The sequence below is a fragment of the Bacillus sp. 5B6 genome (assembly GCF_000259405.1).
In the GTDB taxonomy this organism is placed as follows: Bacteria; Bacillota; Bacilli; order Bacillales; family Bacillaceae; genus Bacillus; species Bacillus velezensis.
On record NZ_AJST01000001.1, the window covers coordinates 2,903,458 to 2,930,235 of the forward strand.

Below are 26,778 nucleotides of genomic sequence, written 5' to 3' on the forward strand. Positions count from 1 at the left end.
ATGTATACTGAGTGCGTAACTTACATATGAAAGGGGTATGGCAATGAAAATCAGCTTGAAGAAAAAAGCAGGTTTTTGGAAGAAGACGGCGGTTTCGTCACTTATTTTCACCATGTTTTTTACCCTGATGATGAGCGGTACGGTTTTTGCGGCCGGGCTGAATACGGATCAGAAGCGCCGGGCGGAACAGCTGACCAGCATCTTTGAAAACGGAAAGACGGAAATCCAATACGGATATGTTGAAGCGTTGGATGACGGAAGAGGTTACACTTGCGGGCGGGCCGGCTTTACGACGGCTACCGGAGATGCGCTGGAAGTAGTCGAAGTATACACGAAAGCGGTGCCGAATAACAAATTGAAAAAGTATTTGCCTGAATTGCGGCGTCTTGCGAAGGACGAAAGCGATGACATCAGCAATCTGAAAGGATTCGCTTCTGCCTGGCGCTCACTTGGCAATGATAAAGCCTTCCGCGCTGCCCAAGATAAGGTAAATGACAGCTTGTATTATCAGCCGGCGATGAAACGTTCAGAAAATGCCGGACTGAAAACGGCCTTGGCAAAAGCAGTGATGTACGATACGGTGATTCAGCATGGCGACGGCGATGATCCAGACTCCTTTTATGCCCTGATTAAACGCACGAACAAAAAAATGGGCGGGTCACCGAAAGACGGAACTGACGAGAAGAAATGGCTCAATAAATTCTTGGATGTGCGCTATGACGATCTGATGAATCCGTCAGATGAGGACACTCAGGATGAATGGAGAGAATCGGTTGCCCGTGTCGACGTTTTCCGCGATATTGTCAAAGAGAAGAACTACAATTTAAACGGGCCGATTCATGTCCGGTCAAGCGAATACGGTAATTTCACTATTCAATAAACAAAAAACCCCGCCATATGGCGGGGTTTTACTATTATCCGATACTACCTTCCATTTCGAACTTAATCAAACGGTTCATTTCAACTGCGTATTCCATCGGAAGTTCTTTTGTGAATGGCTCGATGAAGCCCATAACGATCATTTCTGTTGCTTCTTCTTCAGAAATACCGCGGCTCATCAAGTAGAAAAGCTGTTCTTCAGAAACTTTTGATACTTTTGCTTCGTGCTCCAATGAAATGTTGTCGTTCAGGATTTCATTGTAAGGGATTGTATCAGAAGTTGATTTGTTATCCATAATGAGCGTATCACACTCGATGTTTGAACGGGCGCCGTCCGCTTTCCGTCCAAAGTGGACGATACCGCGGTATGTTACTTTTCCGCCTTGTTTAGAAATCGATTTTGATACGATTGTGGATGACGTATTCGGTGCAAGGTGAATCATTTTCGCACCTGCGTCCTGATGCTGCCCTTTGCCCGCAAGAGCGATAGAGAGCGTCATGCCGCGCGCGCCTTCACCTTTCAGAATGACAGCCGGATATTTCATCGTCAATTTAGAACCGATGTTTCCGTCAACCCATTCCATCGTCGCGTTTTCTTCACAAACCGTACGTTTCGTTACTAAGTTGTAAACGTTGTTCGCCCAGTTTTGAATTGTTGTATAACGGCAGTAGCCGCCTTTTTTGACAATGATTTCAACAACTGCGCTGTGAAGCGAGTTTGTTGTGTACACAGGAGCCGTACAGCCCTCTACGTAATGAACGCTTGCTTCTTCGTCAACGATGATCAGCGTACGTTCGAACTGACCCATGTTTTCGGAGTTGATGCGGAAGTAAGCTTGAAGCGGTGTTTCAACCTTCACGCCTTTAGGCACGTAGATGAAAGATCCGCCGGACCAAACAGCTGAGTTCAGCGCCGCAAACTTGTTATCAGTCGGCGGAATGACTTTCGCCCAGTGCTCGCGGAAAATGTCTTCATTTTCTTTCAGCGCGCTGTCTGTGTCTTTGAAGACGATGCCTTGCTCTTCAAGATCTTCTTTCATATTGTGGTAAACAACTTCGGATTCGTACTGTGCAGAAACACCGGCAAGGTATTTTTGCTCAGCTTCAGGAATACCGAGTTTGTCGAATGTCTGTTTAATTTCCTCAGGCACTTCATCCCAAGAACGCTCTGAACGCTCAGACGGCTTTACGTAATACGTAATTTCGTCAAAGTTTAAAGAGTTTAAATCCCCGCCCCACTGCGGCATCGGCATGTTGTAGAAATGCTCAAGAGATTTCAGGCGGAAATCAAGCATCCATTGAGGCTCTTCTTTCATGCGTGAAATTTCTTCTACGATTTCTTTTGTCAATCCGCGCTCTGAACGGAAAATGGAAACGTCCTTATCGTGAAAACCGTACTTGTATTCACCAATTTCAGGCATTTTTTTAGCCATCCATTTTCACTCCAATCTTTTAATTGCCGCCTTTTTCGCCAGCGACTCCTTTTTCAAGTGCTTTCCATGAAAGGGTGGCACATTTAATCCGGGCCGGGAATTTCGAAACGCCTTGAAGAGCTTCAATATCCCCGAGATCTATCGAGTCGTCATACTCTTTCCCTTGCATCATGTCTGAGAAAACCTTAGACATGGAAAGGGCGGTATCAATATCTTTTCCTTTAATCGCCTGCGTCATCATGGAAGCTGAAGCCATGGAGATAGAACAGCCTTCCCCTTCAAACTTCGCTTCCTGAACGGTATCGCCGTCAAGCTTCATTGTCAGTCTGATCCGGTCGCCGCAAGTCGGGTTGTTCATATCGACGACGATGCTGTCATCCAAAACCCCTTTGTTGCGCGGATTTTTGTAATGATCCATGATCACTTGTCTGTATAATGTATCTAAATTTGCATTAAAAGACATTTGTAAAGTACTCCTTTGTCTTTTGGAGGGCTTCCGCGAGCTTATCGATCTCTTCCTCTGTATTATACAGATAAAAACTCGCTCTCGCAGTAGCAGATACATCCAGCCATTTCATGAGCGGCTGGGCGCAGTGATGGCCGGCTCTGACCGCAATGCCCTCTGCATCGAGGACAGTCGCGACATCATGAGGGTGAACCTCATCAAGATTAAATGTCACAAGTCCCGCCCGCTCTTTCGGACCGTATACCGTCACGCCGTCTAGCTGCTCGAAACGGTCAAGCGCATAGGCTGCAAGCTTATGCTCATGCCGGGAAATCTCGTCGAGTCCGATCTCTTCAAGAAAATCAATCGCGGCTCCCAATCCGATCGCGCCTGCGATAATCGGCGTGCCTGCTTCAAATTTCCACGGAAGCTCTTTCCAAGTTGATTCATAAAGCCCTACAAAGTCGATCATCTCGCCGCCAAATTCGGCCGGCTCCATATTCTCAAGCAGTTCTTTCTTGCCGTACAGCACGCCGATTCCCGTCGGGCCGCACATTTTATGGGAAGAAAGCGCGAAGAAGTCGCAATCCAAGTCCTGAACGTCGATTTTCATGTGCGGTGTGCTTTGCGCCCCGTCCACCACGATGACCGCGCCATTGTCATGAGCGATTTTGGCGATCTCTTTAATCGGGTTGATCGTGCCGAGCACGTTTGACACATGAGCGACTGCCACGATCTTCGTATGGCTTGTGACAGTCTGCCGGACGTCGTCTAACGAAAGCGTACCGTCTTCCTGCATCGGGATATATTTTAAAGTCGCGCCGGTTGCTTTTACTGCCTGCTGCCACGGAATGATATTCGCATGATGCTCCATTTGGGTGATGACCACTTCATCACCGGGTTTTAAGCTGGCGCGGGCATAGCTCAGCGCCACCATATTCAGTGAAGTTGTCGTGCCTTTTGTGAAAATGACCTCAGCCATTGATTTCGCATTGATAAACTTACGGACTTTTTCACGCGCACCTTCATAGCCGTCTGTCGCTCTCGTGCCAAGAGTATGAACGCCTCTGTGGACATTGGAATTGTATTTGCTGTAATACTGATCCACTGCTTCAATGACAGCACGCGGCTTCTGGGAAGTCGCCGCGCTGTCAAGGTACACGAGGTCATGTCCGTTCACTTGCTGATGAAGGATCGGGAACTGTTCACGAATATCGGTGATATTCATTATTTTACTTTCCTTTCGATGACGGAGACGAGCTGTTTCTTAACTCCTTCAATCGGAAGCTCTTTTACCACCGGAGCAAGGAATCCGTAAATGACTAAGCGCTCCGCTTCTTCTTTCGGAATTCCGCGGCTCATTAAGTAGTAAAGCTGGATCGGGTCCACACGGCCGACAGATGCCGCATGTCCTGCAGTTACATCGTCTTCATCAATTAAAAGAATAGGGTTTGCATCTCCGCGTGCTTTTTCACTCAGCATCAGAACGCGGGATTCCTGTTCAGCGTTTGCTTTCGACGCGCCGTGCTCGATTTTGCCGATTCCGTTAAAGATGGAAGATGCGGCATCTTTCATGACTCCGTGCTTCAGGATATAGCCTTCAGAAGCCTTACCGAAGTGGATGATCTGCGTCGTAAAGTTTTCCGTCTGTTCTCCTCTTCCGACAACTACGGTTTTCGTATCGCCGTATGTGCCGTCTCCGTAGAGGTTTGTCGTATTTTCAGAAATCGTGTCGCCGTCGTTCATCAGTCCGAGCGCCCACTCGATTCTGCTGTCGCGTCCGCGCGCGGCTCCGCGGCGGTTGACGTATGTTGTGACGCCTGCTGACAGGTTATCAACGGCGCCGTACGTCACGCTGGCATTATCACCTGTGACCACTTCACTGATAATGTTGAATACAGCTTCTTTCGGATTCACCGTGCTGATGTAGTTCTCAACGTAAGTGACGGAGCTGTGGTCTTCAGCGACGATCAGCACGTGGTTAAACAATGCCGTGTCATTGCTTTCATGAACGTAAACGGCCTGAACAGGCGTCTCCACCTGAACGTTTTTAGGAACATAAAGGAATGCCCCGCCGTTCATTAATGCTGCATGAAGCGCAGTCAGTTTATGTTCGTCGACCTTAACGCCGTCTTTCATGAAATACTTCTCAACGAGGTCGCTGTGCTCACGGGCAGCCGTTAAGATGTCCGTAAAGATGACGCCTTTGTCTTTCAGTTCTTTAGAAAGAGAAAGAAAAGCGGGCGTTTGGTCACGCTGCACATATAACGTTTTGTCTTCGTTTTCGATATCGATCAGCGCTTTTGCTTCATCAGCTAAATCTTCTAAAGAAGCAAGCGGCGCATTTTCTACTGTATGCTTGTTGAACTTTGTAAAGTTCCAATTTGTGATTTTTGTTTTATCAGGCTTAGGCAGCGGCAGATCTTCAGCTTTTTCAAGAGCCTGTAAGCGCAGGTTTTTCAGCCAGGCAGGTTCTTGATGCTTTTCAGAAAAGCCTTTGACATATTCCTGATCTACGGATAGTTTCGTTTCCAATGTCATGATTATCCCCCTAACGCTTACGCTTCTTGGCCTACAGTTTCGTCTTCAATGCCCAGTTCTTGTTTAATCCAGTCATAACCTTCCGCTTCAAGGCGCTGTGCAAGCTCCGCGCCGCCGGATTTCACTACGCGTCCCTGCATCATAACGTGAACGACATCAGGCGTGATGTAGTTCAGAAGGCGCTGGTAGTGAGTGATCATTAAGCAGCCGAAGTTTTCGCTGCGCATTCTGTTGATTCCTTTAGAAACGACTTTAAGCGCATCGATATCAAGACCTGAATCGATCTCGTCAAGAATGGCGATTTTCGGCTCGATCATCATAAGCTGAAGGATTTCGTTGCGTTTTTTCTCCCCGCCTGAGAAACCTTCGTTCAGGTAACGCTGCGCCATTTCAGGGTCCATTTCAAGGAACTCCATGTTTTCGTCCATTTTGCGGATGAATTTCATAAGAGAAATTTCATCGCCTTCTTCACGGCGTGCGTTAATCGCAGAGCGAAGGAAATCGGCATTTGTCACACCGCTGATTTCGCTTGGGTACTGCATCGCAAGGAAAAGACCCGCCTGAGCGCGCTCGTCCACTTCCATTTCCAGTACATCCTTGCCGTCAAGCGTGATGCTGCCTTTTGTAACTTCGTATTTCGGGTGTCCCATAATCGCTGCTGAAAGCGTGGATTTACCGGTACCGTTCGGCCCCATGACAGCGTGGAATTCGCCGCCTTTTATTTCAAGGTTTACACCTTTTAAGATCTCTTTTCCTTCGATTTCAACGTGAAGATCCTTGATCGTTAATGTTGAAGCAGCCATATCTATACCTCCAAAATATATAATCATTATTCTCAATTTATTCTCATTCTAATTTTATAACAAATGAAAAGTAAATACAACTTTTTATATTACCCGGAACATTCCTAAAGTTTATCAAAGATCAAGGCGTAATTAAAGCTGTTTGAAACAGAAAAAGGGCGGAAATCCACCCTTTTTTACTGACCGATTTTCTCATTAAGCTGCGCTGCGAGGAACTTGCTTTTTTGATATTCAAGCTCCCTCTGCCGTTCGACTTCCATCCTTTTTGAAAGACGCCGTCCGTATTCCTCGTAGCCGATGCCGTGTGACTTCTGCATCGCTTTTTCCATTTCAGGCGTATAGTCAAGGTCCAGTCTCTCGTGGCTGGTGCAGATAATGAATCAATCCCTTCATCTATTTGTTTCTATTGTAACAATGATCCGCTGCTCCGGCCAAAGGGAGTGTGCCCCTGAATCCTTTCGAATGTGCCGGAATCCGGCGCTCGCTTTATCTGAAAAACGGTATTCACACGATTGCTCTTTCTAATGCGTCGTATGTCCGAATTCCTGAATGCACTGCTGCACGAGGGTCACTCCCTGACTGAGAGCCGCGCCGCCCCCGAATGCCGCCGCGACGCCGATGACCTCAAGGATATTTTCTTCTGTCGCCCCTTGGTCAAGGCAGCCCTTCGTATGATAAATCATGCAAAATTCATCTTGAGCGCTGATGCTGATGCCCAGAGCGATTAATTGTTTCTCTTTTTCAGTTAATGAATCCGCTGAGAAACACTGTTCAGTAAATTCATTAAACTTCCGCCCCATCATCGGCATTTTTTGCTCGAATATACCTAAACCTTCTTTATATTGTTTCAGTGCGTCGTGCACGCTTTTTCCGTTTTCCTGGTATTGAGCCACTGCCATTCCCTCCAATCGTTAACCTTCCTTTTTATTATGGACAGTTCTCCGATTAATACCCGAAAAAAACCCCGGATGATTCATCCGGGGTTTTCGTTTTATTCAGATACGGGAAGCACGGCTCCGTCGTATTTTTTCTCAATAAAGTCTTTGATTTTCTTAGAGTGAAGCACTTCCATAAGCGCTTTGATTTTCTCTGATTTTTCGTCACCTTTGCGTACGGCGATGATGTTTGCGTACGGGTTGTTTTTCGTTGATTCCACTTGAATCGCATCTCTTAACGGATTCAGTTTGTTTTGAATCGCATAGTTGACGTTAATGAAGACTGCATCGCCTTCTTCTTCATTATATGCTTTCGCCGTTAATTCAGGGGCGATTTTTTTGAATGTCAGGTTTTTCGGGTTTTTCGTAATGTTTTTCGTAGTGGCTTCAATCGTTTTTACCTTCGGATCAAGTGTGATCAGTCCGGCTTTTTCAAGCATCGCCAGCATACGGCCTTGTTCAGCGACATTGTTAGTCATGATGATGGTCGCGCCTTTAGGCAGGTCTTTCAGTGATTTGTATTTTTTCGTGTAAATTCCGAATGGCTCAAGGTGAACGGCTCCGGCATTCACGAGTTTGTAATCTTTATTTTCTTTCATTTCCTGTTCAAGGTAAGGAACGTGCTGGAAGTAGTTCGCATCCACTTCATTATCAGCTAACGCTTTGTTGTACATTTTGTAATCGTTCAGCACTTTTACTTTTAATGTGTAGCCTTTTTCCTTCAAGAGCGGTTCCGCTTCTTTTAAGATTTCAGCATGCGGTGTTTTTGTCGCGGCGACGACGATTTCCTTTTTATTTGAGCCGTTTGATCCGCAGGCGGCCAAAACTCCCGCGAACACAAGCAGCAGCGCACTTAATACAATCTTTTTCAATGTAAATCCTCCCTTATCTTTTGTCTATTATATTTGTAATCACATCACCGATAATCTGAATGATAAAGACGATGATGAGTATAAATACTGTCGCTACAAACGTTACATCCGTATTGTTGGACTGGTAGCCTTCTACATATGCAAGGTTTCCGAGTCCGCCTGAACCGATGGCGCCGGCAATGGCGGTAGATCCGATCAGGGCGATGGCCGTAACGGTGATGCCTGAAATTAACGCAGGCATTGATTCAGGAATCAGCACTTTGAAGATAATCGTCGATGTCTTTGCTCCCATTGATCTGGCAGCTTCGATGACTCCTTTATCGACTTCCCGGAGCGCAATTTCCGCAAGACGGGCGTAAAACGGCGCGGAGCCGATAATCAGCGCCGGCAATGCGGCGTTCGGTCCTAAAATCGATCCGACCAAAATCTTAGTAAAGCCGAGAAGCAGAATAATTAAAATAAGAAACGGAATAGACCTGAAAATATTAACGACCGCCGCGATCACGGTGTTAATGATTTTATTTTCCCATAAGCTTCCCTTGCCCGTTAAAAAGAGCAGAAGACCGAGAATCGATCCGATGATAAATGAAAAAACTAATGCGATGACCGTCATATAAAGGGTCTCGTATGTGGCCGTCCACAGCTCGGTTATATCAACGTTCGGGAACCATTTTTCAAACATTTGTGATCACCTCTGCTTCTACCTGTTTGTCTTTGATGAATCGGATCACGTTTTCTACTTCTTTTTCCTGACCGTCAATATGAATGAATAAAGAACCGTAGGCTCCGTCCTTCGTCTGTGAAATTTTCCCCTGCAGAATATTGACGTCCACATCAAAGTTTCGGATCATTTCCGTAATGAGGGGCTGCTCGGCGGCCTGCCCGACAAATGAGAGCTGAATCGTTTTTCCTGTCGCTGTTTCCTGCAGAAAATGCTGGATGGTTTCTTTCGTCTCCTCCGGTTCTGTCACCTGCTGAACGAAACGCTTGGTCATCGGTTCGCGCGGGTTTCTGAAAACTTGGAGTACTTCGCCTTCTTCAACGACTTTCCCGTTTTCCATGACGGCGACTCTGTTGCAGATTTTTCGGATGACGTGCATTTCATGGGTAATGAGCACGATCGTCAGGCCGAGTCTGTCATTTATATCGGATAAAAGATCCAAAATTGAATCGGTCGTCTGCGGATCAAGCGCTGATGTCGCTTCATCGCACAGAAGGACTTTCGGATTATTGGCGAGCGCCCGGGCGATGCCGACACGCTGCTTTTGACCGCCGCTCAGCTGCGACGGATAAGATTTTTCTTTCCCCTCTAATCCGACCAGTTTAATCAATTCATCAGCGCGGCGGACCCGTTCGCTTTTTTTCACGCCGGCGATTTCCAACGGGAACATAATGTTCTCCCGGACGGTGCGCGACCACAGAAGGTTAAAATGCTGGAAGATCATGCTGATTTCCTGGCGCGCTTTTCTCAGTCCGCGGCTGCTTACTTTATTTAATTCCGTCCCCGCGACTTCCACGGTTCCCGACGTCGGCTTTTCAAGGCCGTTCAGGAGACGGATTAAGGAACTTTTACCAGCTCCGCTATATCCTATAATTCCAAATATTTCGCCCTTTTTGATATCAAGAGTGACATCTTGGACAGCATTGACATCCCCATGCTTCGCTTTGTAAATTTTTGAAACATTTTGAAGATGGATCAAAGCAATCACCCGCCTTACACTATTCTAAGAAATCTTCCGGGTTTCTCCGCAAAAGAAAAGCCTTTCTGCAAAAATGAGCAGAAAGGCTGATTGAAAAAGGCCTTTCTCTCATCTTTCAAAGCAGACCGCTTCGAGTGAATTGGCACCATTTCAACATTGTTGATGGTTGCCGGGCTTCATAGGGCACTTCCCTCCACCTCTCTTGATAAGAGAAAACATATCGTATTTTCGTCCGGAAATTCTTACTGTAGAATAGCACGGCGAATGATAAAAAGTCAATAAAATAAATATTGGAAGTTATTGTCACATAGTAGATTGGCAGTTACGGCCGTTTACTGATCGCCTGAAAAAATCCGTTTGTCAGCCAGAGGATGGCCTCCAGCTTCAGCAGAGCTCTGAATGATCCTTTCACTTTGAGTTTTCCGCTTTGGATAAGCTTTTGCAAAGAGACATCACCATGAAGGAGATGGATGATTTCCGTCTGGTTTCCGTAAAAGGTCAAATTAGATTTTTCCTTTGAAACCGACGTTTTTCTCATTTCTCCCTGTCCGTTAATTGAGACCGTTAAGGCTTCTGTTTCTCCTTGGAATGTAATCAGCAGCGTTGAGGCGTTTAATAGCGGTTTCAAAAACAGATGCTGTCCGTCATTCTCTGAAACTTCTATTTTCTCCACTCGTATAACCTCCCGTTTTAATGGCCATACATACACTTTCTCTTTTTAACGGACAGAACCCTTTATAAACCGCACGACATTTTCCTGTAAATATTGTCACATCGGGAACGTTTGCGATGTTTTTTGTTTAATCAGCTCATATAAATAGGAAACGGAGCGGAAGGCGTATCCTTTCTCAACAAGCTCTCCGCCTTTAAACAGCAAAAAGCACGGAACGCTTTCAATCTGATAGGCTTTGGCGAATGCGGGGGAATAATTCACGTTGTTTTTATAGAAGGCGGCGCCGGGCAGCATTTCTTCGACGACAGTAAGCATTTTGGACGCCAGCTGGCATGTGCCGCAAAACGGGGTGTACAAATACAGGAGATAAACGTCATCCTGAATCGATTCGAGTTCATTTTCTTGGAGTTCTTTCATGATTACCACCTCAGGTCGTTCTTTTTCAAAAATACAGTGTCAGCATCAAAGCCGGCTCTGATCAGCACAGATGCGAGATGATGGCCCGGGCACGACTCGACTTGCCTGTATGTTCTGTCTATATAAATATGGCGCGCTTCGGGAAGCTCCCGTTTCAGCTGTTTTCTTAATTTTTCTCCGGAGTCATCTGCGTCCGTTAAAATATAGACGTCTCTGTCAAACAGGCGGTCCGCCAAATCTTCCAGTTCGGTTTGGCCGATCGTCCCGTTTGTACAGACGATTTCCGCAGGTTCGATGAGCACTTCCCTGACTTTGATTTTATCAGATTTTCCTTCTACGATAATGACCTTTTCATTTCCGTTGTACATAAGCGCGTCACCTGCCGATTGTTTTAGCGTCAGATTGAAAAAGAAGGCAGTGAAATTCACCGCCAACTGTTAACACCAGCCATTCTCATAATCGCAATCGACATATTTCGGATCGCTGCCGTTTATGACATCGGCTGTTTTATAAAATTTTTGATTTTCAAATGAAAAGCCCTGTTTGAGCTCGTACTGGTCCATGCCTGTCATCTCGCCGATGGCTTCATTTTCATGAAACAAGGAAAACCGGCCGTTTTGAAAGCGGCCCGTAACGTTCTCCGTCACATCGACCTTTTGTTTATCAAAAGCCATTTTAGACACCTCCCGTTACAGATAGAATGTCCAAATGGCCCGTTTGCTATCCGATCAGTCTTCCTGTGTCATTTCGTCATATTGCTCGGAAGTCATGAGGTTTTCGATTTCTTCAGCATCAGCCGGTTCCACGACGATCATCCACGCTTTTTCATACGGAGACTCGTTTACGAATTCAGGACTGTCATCAAGGTCTTCGTTCACTTCCGTCACCGTTCCGTTAATCGGTGCGTACAGTTCGGAAACGGTTTTGACGGATTCCACGCTGCCGAATGGCTCGTCCGCTTTAATTTCGGCGCCGACTTCCGGAAGCTCGACAAAGACGATGTCGCCAAGTTCGGCTTGCGCGAAATGTGTAATCCCGATGCGGGCTTTTCCGTCCTCAACTTTGACCCATTCGTGCTCTTTGGAATAACGCATATCTTTCGGTGTGCTCATCTAAATCCCTCCATTTTTTTCTTATAATAAGAAGATACCATAATTCTTTGAACCTGGCATTACATCCAATATTTTTCGAATTGGTCTTCTTTAAAGCCGACAGTGACTTTTTCGCCGTCTGTCGTAATCGGGCGTTTCAGGAGCATACCGTCTGATGCCAGGAGTTCGAGCTGTTCATCCTCTGACATGTGGTACAGTTTTTCCTTTAAGTTCAGCTCGCGGTATTTCATTCCGCTCGTGTTGAAAAACTTTTTGAGCTCAAGACCGCTCTTTTCATAGAGGTCTTTAATTTCTTCTTTCGACGGAGTTTCCTCCGCGATATGTATTTCGTTTATTTCCTTACCGCGGTCTTCCAGCCATTTTTTCGCATTACGGCACGTTCCGCATTTAGGGTACCAGTAAAAATTTAACGACATCTTCTTCACCCCTTGTAAATGATCGTCGTTATTTTAACACAATCACTTGTAAAAACCTATAACGTTGCTTCGTGAAAAAGCGCCCCTGATGAAGGAGCGCTTTCAGCATGTGATCAGACCGTATATTTTTCTTCACGGAAGACGGCGGCTGCCGCTTCACGTTTTTTCTGAATGAGGTTTTTCGGCGTCAGGCGCGTCAGTTTGCGCAGCACGGAAAGCATCATGCGGAGGGAATCTCCTTCCTCCATGGCGATCAATGATTCTTTGGCGTGCGCTTCAATGTTCTGAAGGGCTTCCTGGGCAAAGATTTCCGTATATAACAGCTTCTGCGCGGCTTTTTCGGCACCGTCCGCCGCAATTGCTTTTTCCGTTCTGAGGACGGCTGATTCCAAAGCGTACAGCGCGCTGACAATATCGGCAATGTTCACCATGATTTCCTGCTCGCCTTCGATCTCTTTGCCGTATTTCTGCGCCGCGAGACCCGCTGTCAGGAGGGCGATCTTTTTCGCCTGTCTGACAATGTATTTTTCCTGTTCAAGAGGTTCTGAGCCCGGCTCTTCAGGCATCAGCATCATGAGTTCTTCTTGGAGCGCTTTTGCTTTTTCAAAGAGCGGCAGCTGACCTTTTACGGCTTTTTTCAGGAACGTGCTCGTTACGATCAGGCGGTTGATTTCATTTGTGCCTTCAAAAATTCTGTTGATTCTTGAGTCGCGATAGGCACGCTCCACTTCATATTCCTGCATAAATCCGTAACCGCCGTGAATTTGAACGCCTTCATCGGCAATATAATCAAGCGTTTCAGAACCGCACATTTTGTTGAGCGAGCATTCAATCGCGTACTCGGCGATTGACTTCGCGACTTCGCGTCCGTCTTTTTGCTCCTCTTCCGTCAGTCTGCTCATATTATCTTCGAATAAGCCCACTGTTCTGTATACAGAGCTCTCCATCGCGTAAAGCCGAGCTGACATCGTCGCAAGCTTTTCCTGAGTGAGCGTGAAGCTTGAGATCGGCGTTTTAAATTGCCGGCGCTGGTTTGCATAAGCGGCAGACAGCTCAATCACCCGTTTTGAAGCACCGATTGTGCCGACGGCAAGCTTGTAGCGCCCGATATTCAGGATATTAAAAGCGATGACATGGCCTTTTCCGATTTCGCCGAGAAGGTTTTCTTTTGGGACTTCCGCCTGATCTAAAATCAGCGTTCTTGTCGATGAACCCTTAATCCCCATTTTTTTCTCTTCTGGGCCCGTTGACACGCCTGGATAGTTCTTTTCTACGATAAATGCGGAAAATTTATCTCCGTCCACTTTAGCGTAGACGACAAAGACATCTGCAAAGGCGGAGTTTGTAATCCATTGCTTTTCTCCGTTAAGAATATAGTGTGTGCCCGCTTCATTCAAAACAGCCGTGGTCTTCGCGCCGAGGGCATCTGAACCTGAACCGGGCTCAGTTAAGGCGTATGCCGCGATTCTTTGTCCTGAAGCCAAGTCTGGCAAATAGGTTTTTTTCTGTTCTTCCGTTCCGAAGAACACGATCGGCAATGAGCCGATACCGACGTGAGCGCCGTAAGACAGCGAAAAGCTGCCGGCACGTGAAAACTTTTCCGTAATGAAGGCTGAACTGATTTTATCCAGGCCGATTCCGCCGTACTCTTCAGGCACGTCTGCTCCGAGGAGGCCGAGATCTCCGGCTTTTTTCAGCAGTCTGACCGAATGCTCGAACTGATGGTTTTCAATTTCATCGATATAAGGAAGCACATCGTTTACGACATAGTCTTCTGTCGTTTTGCCGATCATTTTATGTTCGTCTGTGAAGTCCTCCGGAGTGAATATTTGATCATATCCCGTCTCTTCAATCAGAAAGCTGCCGCCTTTTTTGACGTTGACCGTTTCCTGTTTCATGCTTCGTTTCCCCCTTGTTTTAAATGAGCTCAAATACGCCGGCAGCGCCCATGCCGCCTCCGATGCACATCGTCACCACGCCGAATTGCTCGTTTCTCCGTTTCATTTCATGAATGAGTGACAGGGTCAGCTTCGTTCCCGTGCATCCGAGCGGATGTCCGAGCGCGATGGCGCCTCCGTTGACGTTCACCTTTTCTTCATCTATCCCAAGCGATCTGATGACTTGAATGGCCTGTGAAGCAAAGGCCTCATTCAATTCAAAAAGCCCGATATCCTGTAATTCGAGTCCGGCAAGCTTGAGCGCCCGCGGAATAGCTTCAATCGGACCTATCCCCATTACCTCAGGCGGAACGCCGCCTACGGCAAAGGAACGGAATTTGACAAGCGGCGCCAATCCGAGTGACGATGCTTTTTCGCGATCCATCAGCATGACAGCCGCCGCGCCGTCACTTGTTTGTGAAGAGTTCCCGGCCGTCACGGTTCCCGTTTTAGAAAAAGCCGGACGGAGCTTCGCCAAGACGTCAGCCGATGTGCCGGGACGAACGCCTTCATCTTGAGAAAAGGTAAATTGTTTTTTCCGCGGCTTATGGTCATCACCGACTTCTGTCAGCGATACTTCAACCGGGACGATTTCGTCATTGAATTTGCCTTCTTTAAGGGCTTTTGCGGCATTCTGATGGCTGCGGACGGCAAATGCATCCTGGTCTTCTCTGGATACGCCGTACGTTTCGGCGACCTGCTCCGCTGTGTGCCCCATGCTCATGTAATACTCAGGCGCATGCTCCGCCAAAGCGATATTCGGGCGGGTCACATGCCCCATCATCGGAACTTGCGACATGGATTCCGCACCGCCCGCAATGACGGTGTCACCCGCACCGATCATGATTTTTTCAGCACCGTAAGCGATGGATTGGAGCCCGGAAGAGCAGTAGCGGTTCACCGTAATGGCCGGCACCGTATGAGGAAGCCCCGCCAGCGCACCGATATTCCGCGCCATATTTAATCCTTGTTCGGCTTCAGGTGTTGCACAGCCGATAATTAAGTCATCGATATTTCCTTCATAGCCGCCTGCCCGTTTCAGCGTTTCTTTTACACAAAGCGCGCCTAAATCATCAGGACGAACGGCTGCAAGCGATCCTTTTTTCGCTTTACCGACCGGGGTTCTCGCACCGGCCACAATGACTGCTTCTCTCATAAACACCCTCCTAGTTCCGTAAAGGTTTGCCTTTGACGAGCATATGCTGCATTCTCGCTTGAGATTTCGCCTCACCAGCGAGGCTTAAAAAGGCTTCTCTTTCAATCTCGAGTAAATATTCTTCTGAAACCTCCGTGCCGAACGGGACTCTTCCGCCGGCAATAACATGGGCCAGCTTCTTTGCAATCTTCATATCGTGATCGGATAAATAACCCGACCGTCTCATTTGGTCTGCTCCGAGCAGTAATGCCGCACAGCCGGTTTCTCCGGTGACTTTCACTTTTTTGCGGGCAGGCGGGCGGTATCCGCTGTCATATAAGGAAGCAGCCAGCTGTTTCGCATCGTGCAGCAGGTGATCCTGATTCATGCTGACACGGTCAGCCGCGGACAAAATCTTCATATCACGGGCTTCGTGTGCCGAACCGGACACTTTGGCAAGCGCGATTGTTTCAAAGGTTTTAATCGCTGCGTCCATCAGTTCACTTCCGCCGTCCAAATAATTCATGTACAGCTCTTTGTTTCCTCCGCCGCCCGGAATAAGGCCGACGCCGGTTTCAACGAGACCCATATACGATTCGCTCGCCGCCTGAACGCGTGCCGCCGGGAGACAGACTTCCGTGCCGCCGCCGAGTGTCATCCCGAATGGCGCCGCGACAACGGGTTTAGCGCTGTATTTGATGTTCAGCATCGTCTGCTGAAAACGGCGGATGACAAAATCGACTTCCATGAAGTTATCATCCTGAGCTTCCATCAAAATCATCGCAAGGTTTGCCCCCGCGCAGAAATGTCTGCCTTGGTTACCGATGACAAGTCCTTTATAATTCCGCTCCGTTTCCTCAAGCGCATTGTCAATCATCTGAATAATGTCTAAGCCGATCGCGTTGCTTTTCGTATGAAATTCCAACAGCGCGACATCATCGCCGAGATCAATCAGACTTGCGCCGCTGTTTTTAGTGATCACGCCTTTTGTTTCTTTTAACGCTTGCAGGCTGATCCGTTTCGGATTTTCTTTCACAGCCCTGTATTGGCCGTCTGAATAGTAAAATGGTGTTCCGTTTTCCTTCATATAAAATGTTTCATGGCCCTGATCAAGCATTTCTTTCACCCAGCCGGGGAGTGCTGCACCTTCTTCTTCGAGCCGCTCCGCTGATTTTCTGACGCCGATGGCATCCCACATCTCAAACGGTCCGAGCTCCCATCCGAAGCCCCATTTCATGGCGTCATCAATTGCTTTGATATCATCAGCGATCTCACCTAAAAGCCGGGCTGAGTATAAGAGTGTTTGCGATGTGATATTCCAGAGCAGGCGTCCTGCGCGGTCATCGGAATATACAAGCGCTTTCATTTTGCCTTTGGCACCCTTTGCCTGTTTGGCGGCTTCTAAAGCGGGCGTCTTCATTTTCGAACGCTCACCGTATGTCATGGTCAGCGGATCGAGTTCATATATTGTTTTACCTTCTTTTTTGTAAAAACCTTGGCCTGATTTGCTGCCCAGCCAATTGTTTTTCAGCATGTCATTCATAAATTCAGGAAGCTTAAACATGTCTTTTTCAGCGCCGTCGGCTTTATCATACACATTTTTCGCCACATGGGCGAACGTATCAAGCCCCACAACGTCAAGGGTTCTGAAGGTCGCGCTTTTCGGTCTGCCGATCAAAGGCCCGGTCACCGTGTCCACCTCGCCGATGCGGCAGCCGGAAGAAAGCATTTCTCTTACCGTGACCAACAGGCCGTACGTACCGATGCGGTTGGCGATAAAATTAGGCGTGTCTTTTGCGATGACGACACCTTTCCCAAGCGTGTTTTCTGCAAATGAAGTCATAAACTCCAGCACGTCAGGATCTGTTTCCTGAATCGGAATGATTTCCAGAAGCTTTAAGTAGCGGGCCGGATTAAAGAAATGGGTTCCTAAGAAATGAGCTTTAAAATCGGCAGATCGGCCTTCCGCCATTTTTGTGACGGAGATACCGGACGTATTGCTCGACACGATGCTTCCCGGTTTCCGGTATTCATCAACGAGTGAGAAAATCTGTTTTTTTACGTCAAGATTTTCGACGACGACTTCAATAATCCAATCAGCATCCTTCAATTGAGCTGCGTCATCTTCCAAATTCCCCGCCGTTATATAGTCGAGATTGGCAGCCGAAGTCAGCGGCGCCGGTTTTTGCTTCAGCAGCTTTTGCATGGCCGATCGGCTCAGCCTGCTGCGGACCTCCGGGCTTTCTAATGTCAGCCCTTTTTTCATCTCATCCTTTGTCAGCTCGTTTGGCACAATATCAAGCAGCAGGACGGGAATTCCGATGTTAGCCAAGTGCGCGGCAATTCCGGACCCCATAACGCCTGATCCGAGAACGGCTGCTTTCTTTATAAACTTGTGCATGAGTCATCCCCCTTGAACTTTGAATGAATAGTCATTCATTTTTTCGGCAAAAAAAATGAAACCCTTTTCTTCTTTCATCTTAAAAGATTTTCAGGATGACTTCAATAGCAAATATGGAATTTTTTTAAATTTTTCGGCTTCCGCATGTTCAATGGCGCGGGTGGGAAACTTAAACCCGGAGGTGAAGGGAATGGTGCGAGGGAGAAAAGATCCGTCTTCTGCCGCAGTGAGCGCGGCCAGCATGAAAGGAAATGCGGGACCGAAGCAAAAATACGGCGGCGGCAAACGGACGAGCCAAAATCAGCAATATAAAAAAGAAAACATGGAATAACATGCTGCGGCTGCTTTTTGGAGCAGCCGTTATTTTTTGAAGATCCCTTTCAGCACAAACGCCGCATTTGCCGGGCGCTCGGCAATTCTTCTCATCAGGTACCCGTACCAATCGGTTCCGTACGGGACATACACCCTCATCCTGTACCCTTCTTCGGCAAGCTCCTTCTGGCGCTCCGTTCTGATGCCGTACAGCATTTGGAATTCAAACTGCTCCCGGGGAATCTGATGCTCGCTGATGAGTGTTTTCGTATAAGAAATGATGTCATCATCATGTGTCGCCACCGCCGTTTCATGGCCGCTCAAAAGCTGCAGTTTAATCAGCTGCTGAAAATGAAGATCGGTTGCTTTTTTATCAGGGAATGCAACGGCCGCCGATTCTTTATAAGCGCCTTTTACAAGCCTGAGCCTCGGCTTGTATGGCATCAGACCGCTGATGTCTTCAGCTGCCCGGTACAAATAAGCCTGAATGACGGTGCCGAGCATCGGAAAATCCGGCTTGCACCGCTTATACAGCTCAAGCGTACGGCCGCATCTTGAATAGTCCTCCATATCAATTGTTACAGGCACGCCGCGTTCTTTTGCCTCCGTCAATATGTCTCTGACATGCTGTTCCGCGAGTTTCTCGGAAATATCCAGACCGATGGATGTTAATTTCAGAGACAGCTCACAATCCAGTTGATTCTCGGCAATCGCCCTGATTGCTTTTTTACATTCTACCGCCGTCCTTTTCGCATCCTTCTCTGAACCCGCATATTCACCTAGATAATCAATCGAAGCCGACAGCCCTTTTTGGTTCAGCCGCTTTACCGTTTTCACAGCTTCCGCGAGTGTTTCCCCTGCAACGAACCTTCCCGCGCCGAAGCGGATTCCGTAAGCCTGGGCGAATTTTGTAAGCATTTTATTTTTCGACAAAAATAAACATATGTTCCGCAGCAAAGATGAACTCCCTCCTTTTTCTTTTATTCGTGTATGAATTTTCGGTCGCAGAGAAAGCTAAAAAGAACAGAATTGAAGGAGGCGTTTATATGAACAACCAAGAGCAGCACGGAAACTTGCCGCCTGCCGTCATCTCAACGAAAGACCATTTGTATCTTGAGGACATGCTGAACTGGAATCTGCTTGCCATGAAAAAAGCGCATTTTATGGCGGAACACTGCCAAAATCAGACGTTAAAACAAGAGCTTGATCAAATCGGCCGGATGCATCAGAAGCATTATCAGCACATATTGGGCCGCTTGAACCCCGATCAAGGCGGGCAGACAACAACAGGCTATATGCAATAGGAGGACAATACATGGAACAGCAAAATCAAAAAATCACGAATCCGCAGACGCCCGTGCCCAATACGGCGCAAATGAATGACAGAGACTTGGTGAATGAGCTGCTGACGACGGAAAAATACATCACGGCTTCATATTGCACAGCCCTGCACGAGTTCAGCCACGAGTCTCTTTATCAAGATATTCAGGCGATTTTCGATGAGTCACAAAAAGCGCAAAGAAGATTATACGATGTGATGTTTCAAAATGGCTGGTATTCCATTGAAGCAGCCGATACCCAAAAGCTTCAGCAATCGTATCAGAAGTTCCAGCAGACTATTCAGCAGCAGTCTCCCTACCAGCAGTAAAACGAAGAAGGATTTGATGTTTTCGACAAGCATCAATCCTTTTTTTATTTTTGCACAAAAAGATTGACTTATCATTAATCCTTATTTATATTTAACTAATGTTAATTATTTTCTCAAGGAACAAGATGAGGAGGAGTTATGAAAAACGCGGATCAATATGTGTCTGACATCCAGAAATCTCTTCAGACGCTGCTGCAAAACATACAGCCTGAAATGGTGGAAAGCATGGCAAAACACGAGGTGACGCCTGCCCAATTATTTGTTTTAGCCAGCCTGAAAAAATACGGGAGCTGCAAAGTTTCCGAAATTGCGGAACGCATGGAGGTAAAACCGAGCGCAGTGACGCTGATGGCCGACCGCCTCGAACAAAAAGGACTTATCGTCCGCAAACATAACCAGCAGGACAGACGCGTCATCGACATCAGCCTCACCAAAAAAGGCGAAACAAAATTTGAAGATGTTGTGGAAGGACGGAAAGCGATACTGGCGCGAAACCTGTCCGTTCTGACTGACGATGAACTGATTCAGTCCGTGAACATCATCCGCAAAGTAGCTGAAGCAGCCGAGAAATACGCGGCTGATCAAAAAGAAAACGAATAGAAAAGAGGAGCTGCCGAAACATGAGCATTGAAAAGAAAGATCCAAAACGCACATTATTAATAACCGGCTTAATCATCGCCATGTTTTTCTCAGCCCTTGACGGCACCATCGTAGGAACGGCGATTCCTAAAATCGTGGGTGACCTCGGGGGATTAAGCATGATGACGTGGCTGACCACAGCATATCTTTTAACTTCGACGACGATCGTTCCGATTGCGGGGAAACTTGCAGATTTATTGGGGCGCCGCGTCGTCTATGTGTCAGGTTTATTGATTTTTATGGGAGCTTCCGCACTGTGCGGAATGGCCAGCAACATGACGGAACTGATTATTTTCCGCGGACTTCAGGGAATCGGCGGCGGTGTCATGATGCCGATGGCTATGATCGTCATCGGGGATTTGTTCACAGGGAAACAGCGTGCCAAGTTCCAAGGGCTTTTCGGGGCGATTTACGGGCTTGCTTCCGTGATCGGCCCGCAAATCGGGGGCTGGATTGTTGACTCATTAAATTGGAAATGGGTTTTCTATATCAACCTGCCTGTCGGAATTTTAGCCGTCATCTTTATCGCAAGAGGACTTCAAGGCAGAAAACAGACCGGGCCGATTAACTTTGACATCGCCGGCATTTTCACAATGATCGTCGGAATCGTCAGCCTCCTCCTCGCGCTCAGCTTCGGAGGAAAGGATTACGCATGGGGCTCTTGGCAGATTCTCGGTCTCTTTGCGCTTGCACTTGCCGGGATTGTCGGATTCATTTTCGCTGAAATCAAAGCAAAAGAACCGATTCTGCCGATGTACCTGTTTAAAAACAGAACGTTTACCGTACTGAATCTGATCGGCTTTTTCATGAGTATCGGCATGTTCGGCGCCGTCACGTTTGTTCCTTTCTTTATGCAGGGAATTATCGGAGTCAGCGCCACCGCGTCCGGCACGATTATGACGCCGATGATGGTATCTATGATTATCACAAGTATTATCGGAGGCCAGCTGGTTTATAAGATCGGTATTAAACCGCAAATCATGATCGGTATGCTGATCATGGCCGTCGGCTTCTTCTTATTAACGACTTTGCAGCTGGATACAAGCAAGCTCGCGGCTACATGCTATATGGCCGTGATCGGTCTGGGAATGGGGCTCGTCATGCCGCTTCTCACACTCGCTCTGCAAGAAACGTTTTCAAAAGAAGAGCTGGGTGTTGTGACCTCTTCAAGCCAATTTTTCCGGATGATCGGGGGAACGTTCGGCATTACAGTGCTCGGCGCTGTCATGAATGCCAGATCAGGAAGCCTTTTAACCGACAGACTGGTGCCTTACTTAGACTCACTGCCGAAACAGGCAAGTGCCTTTGCCGCCCAGTTTAAAGGTATGATTGACAAGAATCCTGAAGGGCTGCTTCAATCCTTGTTCAGTCAGGAATCGATTAAGCAGATTCCGGCCGCATTTTCTTCCCATATCGTGCCGGTTTTGAAAACGTCACTGATGGATTCGCTTCACAGCGTGTTTTTCACAGGCCTGGCCTTTATCGCTGCCGGATTGATCCTCACGCTGTTTGTTAAATCAATTAAGCTGACAAATAAAAAGACAGGCAAACAAGAAGAAAAGGCGAAAGCCGTTTAACAAAGAAAAATCCCGCGGATGCCGCGGGATTTTTTTATATCATCTGGGAATGACCAGTCTTCCGCCTCATTGGAAATGGGGGAAATTCAATAAAATAATGATGAAACCCTTTAATAAACCTTAAACATTTCATAGTTATCTTTATAGTACGACATAATAAAGTCACGAAAATTTCTTACGGAAGAAGATAACAGCTTATGTCTCATCCAAGATAAGCCGACTGGATATGAAGCAGAGTGATCAGTCACTTTTATAAAATTCAGCCCCAATGTTCTGCAAACTGAAATAGGAAGCAACGCCACACCTTGATCCAGCTTTAAAATCTCGACCAGTAAATGAGAATCTGCCTCAAACGCAATATTTGGGGTGAAACCAGCTTTCTCACAAAGCGAGGCTGTAAAACCGCTATACTCTTCATTATTAGCAAGGGTAATAAATGGTTCATCGGCGACAAGGCGTAAAGAAATTTCTGTTTTACCCGTAAATCGGTGGTTTGAGGGCAAAGCCAGAACAATATCTTCATTTACCAGCACACAACTCTCTATCTCTTCATCTTGAATCGGATGACCTGTTATTCCTAAATCAATGTCCCCTTTTTTTAAACTTGTTATGATCTCGCTTTTAACTCCGATTGCTTGGAGAATTTTTGATTGAGGGGAGCGGTTGATATATTCACTCATCAGTCCTGCAAGGAATCTTGGATTGGAAATAGATATTCTGATGGTGTCAGAAATTTGATGTTCCTCCAATTGAATTTCTGTTTGTGCATTTTCAATCTCAGTAAAAATCCTGTTTACATGTTTTAAAAGAATTTTCCCTGCTGAACTCAGCTTAATATTTCTGCCTTTTCTCTCAAACAAGGTTGTTCCCAGTTCATTCTCAAGTCTTTTTATAGTGAGACTTAAAGAAGGCTGGGCAATCTTTAATTGTTCTGCTGCTTTAGAAATATGTTCAGTATAGGCAACTGTCTGAAAGTATTTTAGCTGCAGCAATTCCATCTGTCTGCACCCCCCTCATTTATTTCAATAAATATATATATACCTTATTATGTATTGGATTAAATGTAAATGCGAATGTAAGATAATAGCATAGTTAAATTGAAAAAACATAAAAAAGAAAAAGAAAGGGGTCTCATACTATGAAAATTGATGTGAATAACATTGTTAAAAATTTAAACACACCTTTAACATCACCTGCTTACCCCGTGCCAACCTATAAATTTGTTAACCGGGAATATCTTAATATTATTTACCGAACGGATGAAAAAGCTTTACGTGCGGCAGTGCCAGAACCTCTTGAAATTACTGAACCTTTAGTGAAATTCGAAGTGATGTGGATGCCCGATGTTTCCGGACTTGGCGCCTATACAGAGGCAGGACAAGTCATCCCTGTCAGCTTTAATGGTGAAGAAGGAGATTATGTACATTCTATGTATGTTGACAATTTCCCGGCTATTGCAAGCGGACGGGAACTTACTGCATATCCAAAGAAATTGGGTGCCCCTAAGCTGTATATAGACTCTGATACTCTTGTTGGCACATTGGATTATGGCAGTCTTCGTGTGGCAACTGCGACTATGGGATATAAACATTTCGAAATGGACAAGGAAAAAGCGAAAAGGGAAATTTGCCGACCTAATTTTATGGTTAAGATTGCTACTGATTACAATGGTGATTTAAGGGTTTGTGATTTGGTGCGAACGCAAATAACGAATATAGAAGTTAAAGGTGCCTGGACTGGACCGGCGCGGCTTCAATTATTTGAACATGCTCTGGCACCTCTTGCAGATTTGCCTGTATTAGAAGTCGTTTCAGCATCTCATATCCTTACAGATTTAACCTTAAATGCAGCACAGCCGGTTTATAACTACTTAGAGGAAAAATAAGGAGCGTTGACAATGAGAATTGCAGTTTTAGGAGCAGGTTCTTTAGGAACCATAGTTGGAGCATATCTGTCTGCTGGCGGAATGGATGTCGAATTGATTGATTCGTACAAAGAACATGTAGATACTCTAAATCAAATAGGTGCTAAAGTAGTTGGTACAACGGAATTTCAAGCAAAAGTGAAAGCCATTACCCCTGAAAACAAGTCAGGCAAGTATGATTTAATATTACTTCTGACGAAACAATTATATAATGACTCCATTCTTAAAGAGTTGCTGCCTTTTTTAAAGGATGACAGTGTAGTATGTTCCTTGCAAAACGGCATACCTGAACAGAAAGTTGCTTCGATCGTTGGTGATGAACGTGTTATTGCAGGTTCTGTTGAATTTGGTGCTACGTTTATTGAGCCGGGCGTATCCAGACTTACAACTGAGTATACTCAATTTAAAGAGTACGCTTTTCAAATTGGAGAATTACATGGTGAAACAACAGAAAGAATCATGCGTATTAAATCGGTTTTAGACCTTTTCGGCGGAACACATATTTCCGATAATTTAGTTGGAACGAAGTGGTCAAAATTACTTATCAATAATGCATTCAGTGGTTTATCGGCAGCATTAAACGGAGAATACGGAGACATTCTTGACCATGAAATCGGCATTGTTAGTGCAGTCCATATCGCAGATGAGACGATTAAGGTTGGACACGCCAATGGTGTCAAATTTGCGAAAATGGGCGGCCTTGATTTAGAATCTTTGGAATTAAGAAGTGAAAATGATATTCCTGAACGTATCCAAACATTTAGGTCAGCCATGGAACCATCTAGGCTGCTAAGAGCAAGTATGCTCCAGGATCTTGAGAAAAAACGCAAAACTGAAATTGATTATATTAATGGAGTTATTCCCAAAATGGCAGAAGGTACTGGCATTTCAACACCTTTTCATGATTTGGTTGTGGCACAAGTCAAATGTGCCGAGGAATCTCAAACAGTCCCCAATTTTGATACAAATATAAAAGCATTTGAAGAGTTATTACGTAGCCGAAAGGAAATGTGATATATAGGAAAGAGAGAAAGGGATTGCTGCGGCGGTCCTTTTTTCTTGGTTCAGCAAGCGGAAGAAATATACGTAAACAAACGGGTGCATTAGTTACATTAAAGTTCTTCGCCTATGAATTGAACGAAGCCTTTATTGATTCCTTTTCAGCAAAAAAAAGCTTCCGGCACCTCTCTTTGATGCCGAAAGCTTTTTTATTGTTTTTTTCTGTGTGCTTCATTGAGCTGTTTAATATGCTGTATCGCAGCTTTGATGCCCTCTTTGGCGTCCGGGTAGGATTGATTCCAATGTTTGACGAGCGGAGGCATGCTTTTTGCGATATGTGTATACAAAATCCACTGCCTGACTTCTTCCTTTACATCCGGGTTTGTTTCGCCAAGCAATAGTTCCGTGTATTTCTCAAGCAGGCCGTCCAGCTGCTGCTGCAGTTTCTCTTCCATACCGTTCCCTTCCCTTTTTCATGATTATGACAATCGGGCGGTGAGGGCCGCTTCCTGCACGATACATCTGCCGCGTCCGTGCGGAATGCAAAGCGGCGTGCCGAACAGCGGATCTTGCGTTACCTGGCAGTTCATCGCAAAGACCTGCTGTACAAGCTCGCAAGTGATGACTTCTTCGGGACGGCCCTCTGCGTAAATCTGTTTATCTTTAATGGCGACCAGATAATGGGCATAACGGCATGCCAGATTGAGGTCGTGCAGCACCATGACGATTGTGCGTTTTTCTTTTTCATTTAATTCAAACAGCAAATCAAGAATTTCAATTTGATGCGTCATGTCGAGATAAGTTGTCGGCTCGTCAAGCAGAATGATATCCGTATCCTGAGCGAGTGTCATCGCAATCCATGCGCGCTGGCGCTGTCCGCCTGACAAGGAATCCACAGGACGGTCGGCCATTTCCTCAAGCTTCGTCGCTTTAAGCGCTTTTGCGACTGCGTCCTCGTCCTCGTTGGACCATTGCTTCAGCCAGCTTTGATAAGGGTATCTTCCCTGCTTCACAAGCTGATGCACCGTCAGGCCTTCGGGAGCTGACGGACTCTGCGGCAAAATAGCGAGCTCTCTTGCCACTTCCTTCGTCGGAAGCTTAGCGATGGCTTTTCCTTCTAAAAGCACAGAACCGCCCCTCGGTTTCATCAGCCGGGCCAATGAACGTAAAAGCGTCGATTTTCCGCAGCCGTTGCTTCCGATCAATACAGTGATTTCGCCTTTTGGAATCGCGACATCCAATTCGTCAATGATAACAGTTTCTCCGTACCCTAAGCTCAGCGTCTCTGTAGAAATTGCACTCATACCGCTAACCGCTCCTTTTTTGAGTTTCCCAACACTATGTATATAAACAAATTGCCTAAACATTCAACGTGAGATCATGATTATATTGTAACAGAAATTAATGACTCTGAATATCATTATCAATTAGTTTTGGGCAAAAAAGCAGCGGACGGCGGTTATTTTTTTATTTCCGTCATTTCTCCATCGTTCTTTTTCAGTTTCAGATAAAAATGGTCATAGCGGCTGTCCAAATTAAAAGCCGAGAGCACCTGCCGGACGACCTCGCTTTCCTGCATCCGGCTGTTTACGGCAAGTTCTCCGAGGATCATCTTCATTTCATCAAGCGCTTCCTCGCCCTCTCTGTGAACCCCTGAGAGCTTGTCCCGGATGTCCGCCTTTTCATGACCGCTTTTTCTTTCATACAAACCTTCATAGCGGTTATGCTCTCCGGCTCCGTAGCTGACGCGAAGGGAAAAGCTGCTGTAAGGAACCGGCTTCGCGGATGACACGGGTGTGCTGTCTTGTTCCGCTTCCCGTTTTTCTTCATTCAATCGGCAGCCGGCAATCAGCATCAGCGTAAGACATAAAACGCCCGCCGTCCTGAACCATTTCATGCGATTCACTCCCATTCCATTCCGATCGTTTTTAGGTATTTCCAAGGGAGGCGGCTGTCATTCATTAAACAAAAAAGAACCGG

General features: G+C 46.3%; 31 protein-coding genes, 1 pseudogene and 1 riboswitch. Of the genes and pseudogenes, 8 read left to right on the top strand and 24 right to left on the bottom strand.

Translation table 11 applies throughout. From position 1 onward, the window contains the following. The first annotated feature begins 43 nt into the window (after nucleotides 1-43). Nucleotides 44-880 (top strand): chitosanase, encoded by an 837-nt coding sequence (csn, locus tag MY7_RS13780; protein WP_029325847.1) that lies wholly within the window; start codon nucleotides 44-46, stop codon nucleotides 878-880. Nucleotides 881-914: 34 nt separating this feature from the next. Here the strand turns inward: csn and sufB are convergent, their stop codons facing one another. The 19 genes from sufB to MY7_RS13870 all read right to left on the bottom strand — a co-directional run bounded on the left by sufB (nucleotide 915) and on the right by MY7_RS13870 (nucleotide 17,699). After that, nucleotides 915-2,312 (bottom strand): Fe-S cluster assembly protein SufB, encoded by a 1,398-nt coding sequence (gene sufB / locus MY7_RS13785; protein ID WP_007410090.1) that lies wholly within the window; start codon nucleotides 2,310-2,312, stop codon nucleotides 915-917. A 19-nt stretch (nucleotides 2,313-2,331) separates the two neighbouring features. Continuing rightward, a complete protein-coding gene (gene sufU / locus MY7_RS13790) occupies nucleotides 2,332-2,775 on the bottom strand; it encodes a Fe-S cluster assembly sulfur transfer protein SufU (RefSeq protein ID WP_007613601.1) in 444 nt (147 codons plus the stop codon). Further along, nucleotides 2,765-3,985: a cysteine desulfurase SufS gene (gene sufS / locus MY7_RS13795; RefSeq protein ID WP_007410089.1), complete on the bottom strand. Its 1,221-nt coding sequence runs from the start codon at nucleotides 3,983-3,985 to the stop codon at nucleotides 2,765-2,767. Before sufS ends, sufU begins: the two co-directional genes overlap by 11 nt. Continuing rightward, the gene (sufD, locus tag MY7_RS13800) at nucleotides 3,985-5,298 is read right to left on the bottom strand and encodes a Fe-S cluster assembly protein SufD (RefSeq protein WP_007613603.1); all 1,314 of its coding nucleotides are present in this window, start codon (nucleotides 5,296-5,298) and stop codon (nucleotides 3,985-3,987) included. Before sufD ends, sufS begins: the two co-directional genes overlap by 1 nt. A gap of 17 nt (nucleotides 5,299-5,315) precedes the next feature. Next, on the bottom strand, nucleotides 5,316-6,101 hold the full coding sequence (gene sufC, locus MY7_RS13805) for a Fe-S cluster assembly ATPase SufC (RefSeq protein WP_003327022.1): 786 nt from the start codon (nucleotides 6,099-6,101) through the stop codon (nucleotides 5,316-5,318). 176 nt (nucleotides 6,102-6,277) lie between these two features. After that, nucleotides 6,278-6,430 carry a hypothetical protein gene (locus tag MY7_RS19620; protein WP_003151857.1) on the bottom strand — a complete coding sequence of 51 codons (153 nt, stop codon included), beginning with the start codon at nucleotides 6,428-6,430 and terminating at the stop codon, nucleotides 6,278-6,280. A 192-nt stretch (nucleotides 6,431-6,622) separates the two neighbouring features. Continuing rightward, the gene (locus tag MY7_RS13810; protein WP_007613607.1) at nucleotides 6,623-7,000 is read right to left on the bottom strand and encodes a carboxymuconolactone decarboxylase family protein; all 378 of its coding nucleotides are present in this window, start codon (nucleotides 6,998-7,000) and stop codon (nucleotides 6,623-6,625) included. Between the two features lie 92 nt (nucleotides 7,001-7,092). Further along, nucleotides 7,093-7,908, bottom strand: a complete 816-nt coding sequence (gene metQ / locus MY7_RS13815) for a methionine ABC transporter substrate-binding lipoprotein MetQ (RefSeq protein WP_007613608.1) — start codon at nucleotides 7,906-7,908, stop codon at nucleotides 7,093-7,095. Between the two features lie 13 nt (nucleotides 7,909-7,921). Then, nucleotides 7,922-8,590 (bottom strand): methionine ABC transporter permease, encoded by a 669-nt coding sequence (locus tag MY7_RS13820; protein WP_007613609.1) that lies wholly within the window; start codon nucleotides 8,588-8,590, stop codon nucleotides 7,922-7,924. Next, complete coding sequence (gene metN / locus MY7_RS13825) at nucleotides 8,583-9,608, bottom strand: methionine ABC transporter ATP-binding protein MetN (RefSeq protein WP_003151850.1); 1,026 nt, start codon at nucleotides 9,606-9,608, stop codon at nucleotides 8,583-8,585. Before metN ends, MY7_RS13820 begins: the two co-directional genes overlap by 8 nt. 105 nt (nucleotides 9,609-9,713) lie before the next feature. Then, nucleotides 9,714-9,820: riboswitch (SAM riboswitch) on the bottom strand. Between the two features lie 110 nt (nucleotides 9,821-9,930). Further along, nucleotides 9,931-10,281, bottom strand: coding sequence for an SCP2 sterol-binding domain-containing protein (locus tag MY7_RS13830; RefSeq protein WP_007410085.1), 351 nt, complete (start codon nucleotides 10,279-10,281; stop codon nucleotides 9,931-9,933). Nucleotides 10,282-10,377: 96 nt separating this feature from the next. Then, on the bottom strand, nucleotides 10,378-10,698 hold the full coding sequence (locus tag MY7_RS13835) for a thioredoxin family protein (RefSeq protein WP_003151847.1): 321 nt from the start codon (nucleotides 10,696-10,698) through the stop codon (nucleotides 10,378-10,380). 2 nt (nucleotides 10,699-10,700) lie between these two features. Further along, complete coding sequence (locus tag MY7_RS13840; protein ID WP_029325845.1) at nucleotides 10,701-11,066, bottom strand: toprim domain-containing protein; 366 nt, start codon at nucleotides 11,064-11,066, stop codon at nucleotides 10,701-10,703. A gap of 69 nt (nucleotides 11,067-11,135) precedes the next feature. After that, the gene (locus MY7_RS13845) at nucleotides 11,136-11,372 is read right to left on the bottom strand and encodes a YusG family protein (protein WP_003151845.1); all 237 of its coding nucleotides are present in this window, start codon (nucleotides 11,370-11,372) and stop codon (nucleotides 11,136-11,138) included. Nucleotides 11,373-11,426: 54 nt separating this feature from the next. After that, nucleotides 11,427-11,810 (bottom strand): glycine cleavage system protein GcvH, encoded by a 384-nt coding sequence (gene gcvH, locus MY7_RS13850; RefSeq protein WP_003151844.1) that lies wholly within the window; start codon nucleotides 11,808-11,810, stop codon nucleotides 11,427-11,429. A 59-nt stretch (nucleotides 11,811-11,869) separates the two neighbouring features. Beyond that, complete coding sequence (locus MY7_RS13855) at nucleotides 11,870-12,226, bottom strand: arsenate reductase family protein (protein ID WP_003151843.1); 357 nt, start codon at nucleotides 12,224-12,226, stop codon at nucleotides 11,870-11,872. A gap of 113 nt (nucleotides 12,227-12,339) precedes the next feature. Next, nucleotides 12,340-14,124 (bottom strand): acyl-CoA dehydrogenase family protein, encoded by a 1,785-nt coding sequence (locus tag MY7_RS13860; RefSeq protein WP_007613612.1) that lies wholly within the window; start codon nucleotides 14,122-14,124, stop codon nucleotides 12,340-12,342. A gap of 19 nt (nucleotides 14,125-14,143) precedes the next feature. Then, the gene (locus MY7_RS13865; RefSeq protein WP_003151841.1) at nucleotides 14,144-15,319 is read right to left on the bottom strand and encodes an acetyl-CoA C-acetyltransferase; all 1,176 of its coding nucleotides are present in this window, start codon (nucleotides 15,317-15,319) and stop codon (nucleotides 14,144-14,146) included. A 10-nt stretch (nucleotides 15,320-15,329) separates the two neighbouring features. After that, entirely contained in the window at nucleotides 15,330-17,699 is a 2,370-nt protein-coding gene (locus MY7_RS13870) for a 3-hydroxyacyl-CoA dehydrogenase/enoyl-CoA hydratase family protein (RefSeq protein WP_007613613.1), read from the bottom strand. Between the two features lie 190 nt (nucleotides 17,700-17,889). Here MY7_RS13870 and MY7_RS19335 point away from each other — a divergent pair, with 190 nt between their 5' ends. Next, on the top strand, nucleotides 17,890-18,030 hold the full coding sequence (locus tag MY7_RS19335) for a YuzL family protein (protein ID WP_074534247.1): 141 nt from the start codon (nucleotides 17,890-17,892) through the stop codon (nucleotides 18,028-18,030). Nucleotides 18,031-18,059: 29 nt separating this feature from the next. Here the strand turns inward: MY7_RS19335 and MY7_RS13875 are convergent, their stop codons facing one another. Continuing rightward, nucleotides 18,060-18,968, bottom strand: coding sequence for a proline dehydrogenase family protein (locus tag MY7_RS13875; protein ID WP_007613615.1), 909 nt, complete (start codon nucleotides 18,966-18,968; stop codon nucleotides 18,060-18,062). 89 nt (nucleotides 18,969-19,057) lie between these two features. Between MY7_RS13875 and MY7_RS13880 the strand changes: the two genes are divergently transcribed. From MY7_RS13880 to MY7_RS13895, 4 genes are all read left to right on the top strand, one after another. Beyond that, nucleotides 19,058-19,315 (top strand): hypothetical protein, encoded by a 258-nt coding sequence (locus MY7_RS13880; RefSeq protein WP_015418171.1) that lies wholly within the window; start codon nucleotides 19,058-19,060, stop codon nucleotides 19,313-19,315. A gap of 11 nt (nucleotides 19,316-19,326) precedes the next feature. Next, entirely contained in the window at nucleotides 19,327-19,659 is a 333-nt protein-coding gene (locus MY7_RS13885) for a spore coat protein (protein WP_007613617.1), read from the top strand. A 138-nt stretch (nucleotides 19,660-19,797) separates the two neighbouring features. Next, nucleotides 19,798-20,259 (top strand): MarR family winged helix-turn-helix transcriptional regulator, encoded by a 462-nt coding sequence (locus MY7_RS13890; RefSeq protein ID WP_007613619.1) that lies wholly within the window; start codon nucleotides 19,798-19,800, stop codon nucleotides 20,257-20,259. Between the two features lie 20 nt (nucleotides 20,260-20,279). Then, a complete protein-coding gene (locus MY7_RS13895) occupies nucleotides 20,280-21,875 on the top strand; it encodes an MDR family MFS transporter (protein WP_007410079.1) in 1,596 nt (531 codons plus the stop codon). 110 nt (nucleotides 21,876-21,985) lie between these two features. On the opposite strand, the gene MY7_RS13900 is transcribed toward MY7_RS13895, so the two are convergent. Further along, complete coding sequence (locus MY7_RS13900) at nucleotides 21,986-22,873, bottom strand: LysR family transcriptional regulator (protein ID WP_007613631.1); 888 nt, start codon at nucleotides 22,871-22,873, stop codon at nucleotides 21,986-21,988. A 140-nt stretch (nucleotides 22,874-23,013) separates the two neighbouring features. On the opposite strand from MY7_RS13900, the gene MY7_RS13905 reads away from it, so the two are divergent. Both MY7_RS13905 and MY7_RS13910 read left to right on the top strand, forming a co-directional pair. Then, nucleotides 23,014-23,760 carry an acetoacetate decarboxylase gene (locus MY7_RS13905; protein WP_007613633.1) on the top strand — a complete coding sequence of 249 codons (747 nt, stop codon included), beginning with the start codon at nucleotides 23,014-23,016 and terminating at the stop codon, nucleotides 23,758-23,760. A 12-nt stretch (nucleotides 23,761-23,772) separates the two neighbouring features. Continuing rightward, nucleotides 23,773-24,813 carry a ketopantoate reductase family protein gene (locus MY7_RS13910; protein ID WP_007613634.1) on the top strand — a complete coding sequence of 347 codons (1,041 nt, stop codon included), beginning with the start codon at nucleotides 23,773-23,775 and terminating at the stop codon, nucleotides 24,811-24,813. A 194-nt stretch (nucleotides 24,814-25,007) separates the two neighbouring features. On the opposite strand, the pseudogene MY7_RS13915 reads toward MY7_RS13910, so the two are convergent. The 3 genes and pseudogenes from MY7_RS13915 to MY7_RS13925 all read right to left on the bottom strand — a co-directional run bounded on the left by MY7_RS13915 (nucleotide 25,008) and on the right by MY7_RS13925 (nucleotide 26,695). Then, nucleotides 25,008-25,275: pseudogene (locus tag MY7_RS13915) on the bottom strand (YusU family protein). 2 nt (nucleotides 25,276-25,277) lie between these two features. Continuing rightward, nucleotides 25,278-26,102 carry an ABC transporter ATP-binding protein gene (locus MY7_RS13920; protein ID WP_029325844.1) on the bottom strand — a complete coding sequence of 275 codons (825 nt, stop codon included), beginning with the start codon at nucleotides 26,100-26,102 and terminating at the stop codon, nucleotides 25,278-25,280. Between the two features lie 155 nt (nucleotides 26,103-26,257). Next, entirely contained in the window at nucleotides 26,258-26,695 is a 438-nt protein-coding gene (locus MY7_RS13925) for a YusW family protein (protein WP_017418952.1), read from the bottom strand. Between the last annotated feature and the right edge of the window lie 83 nt (nucleotides 26,696-26,778).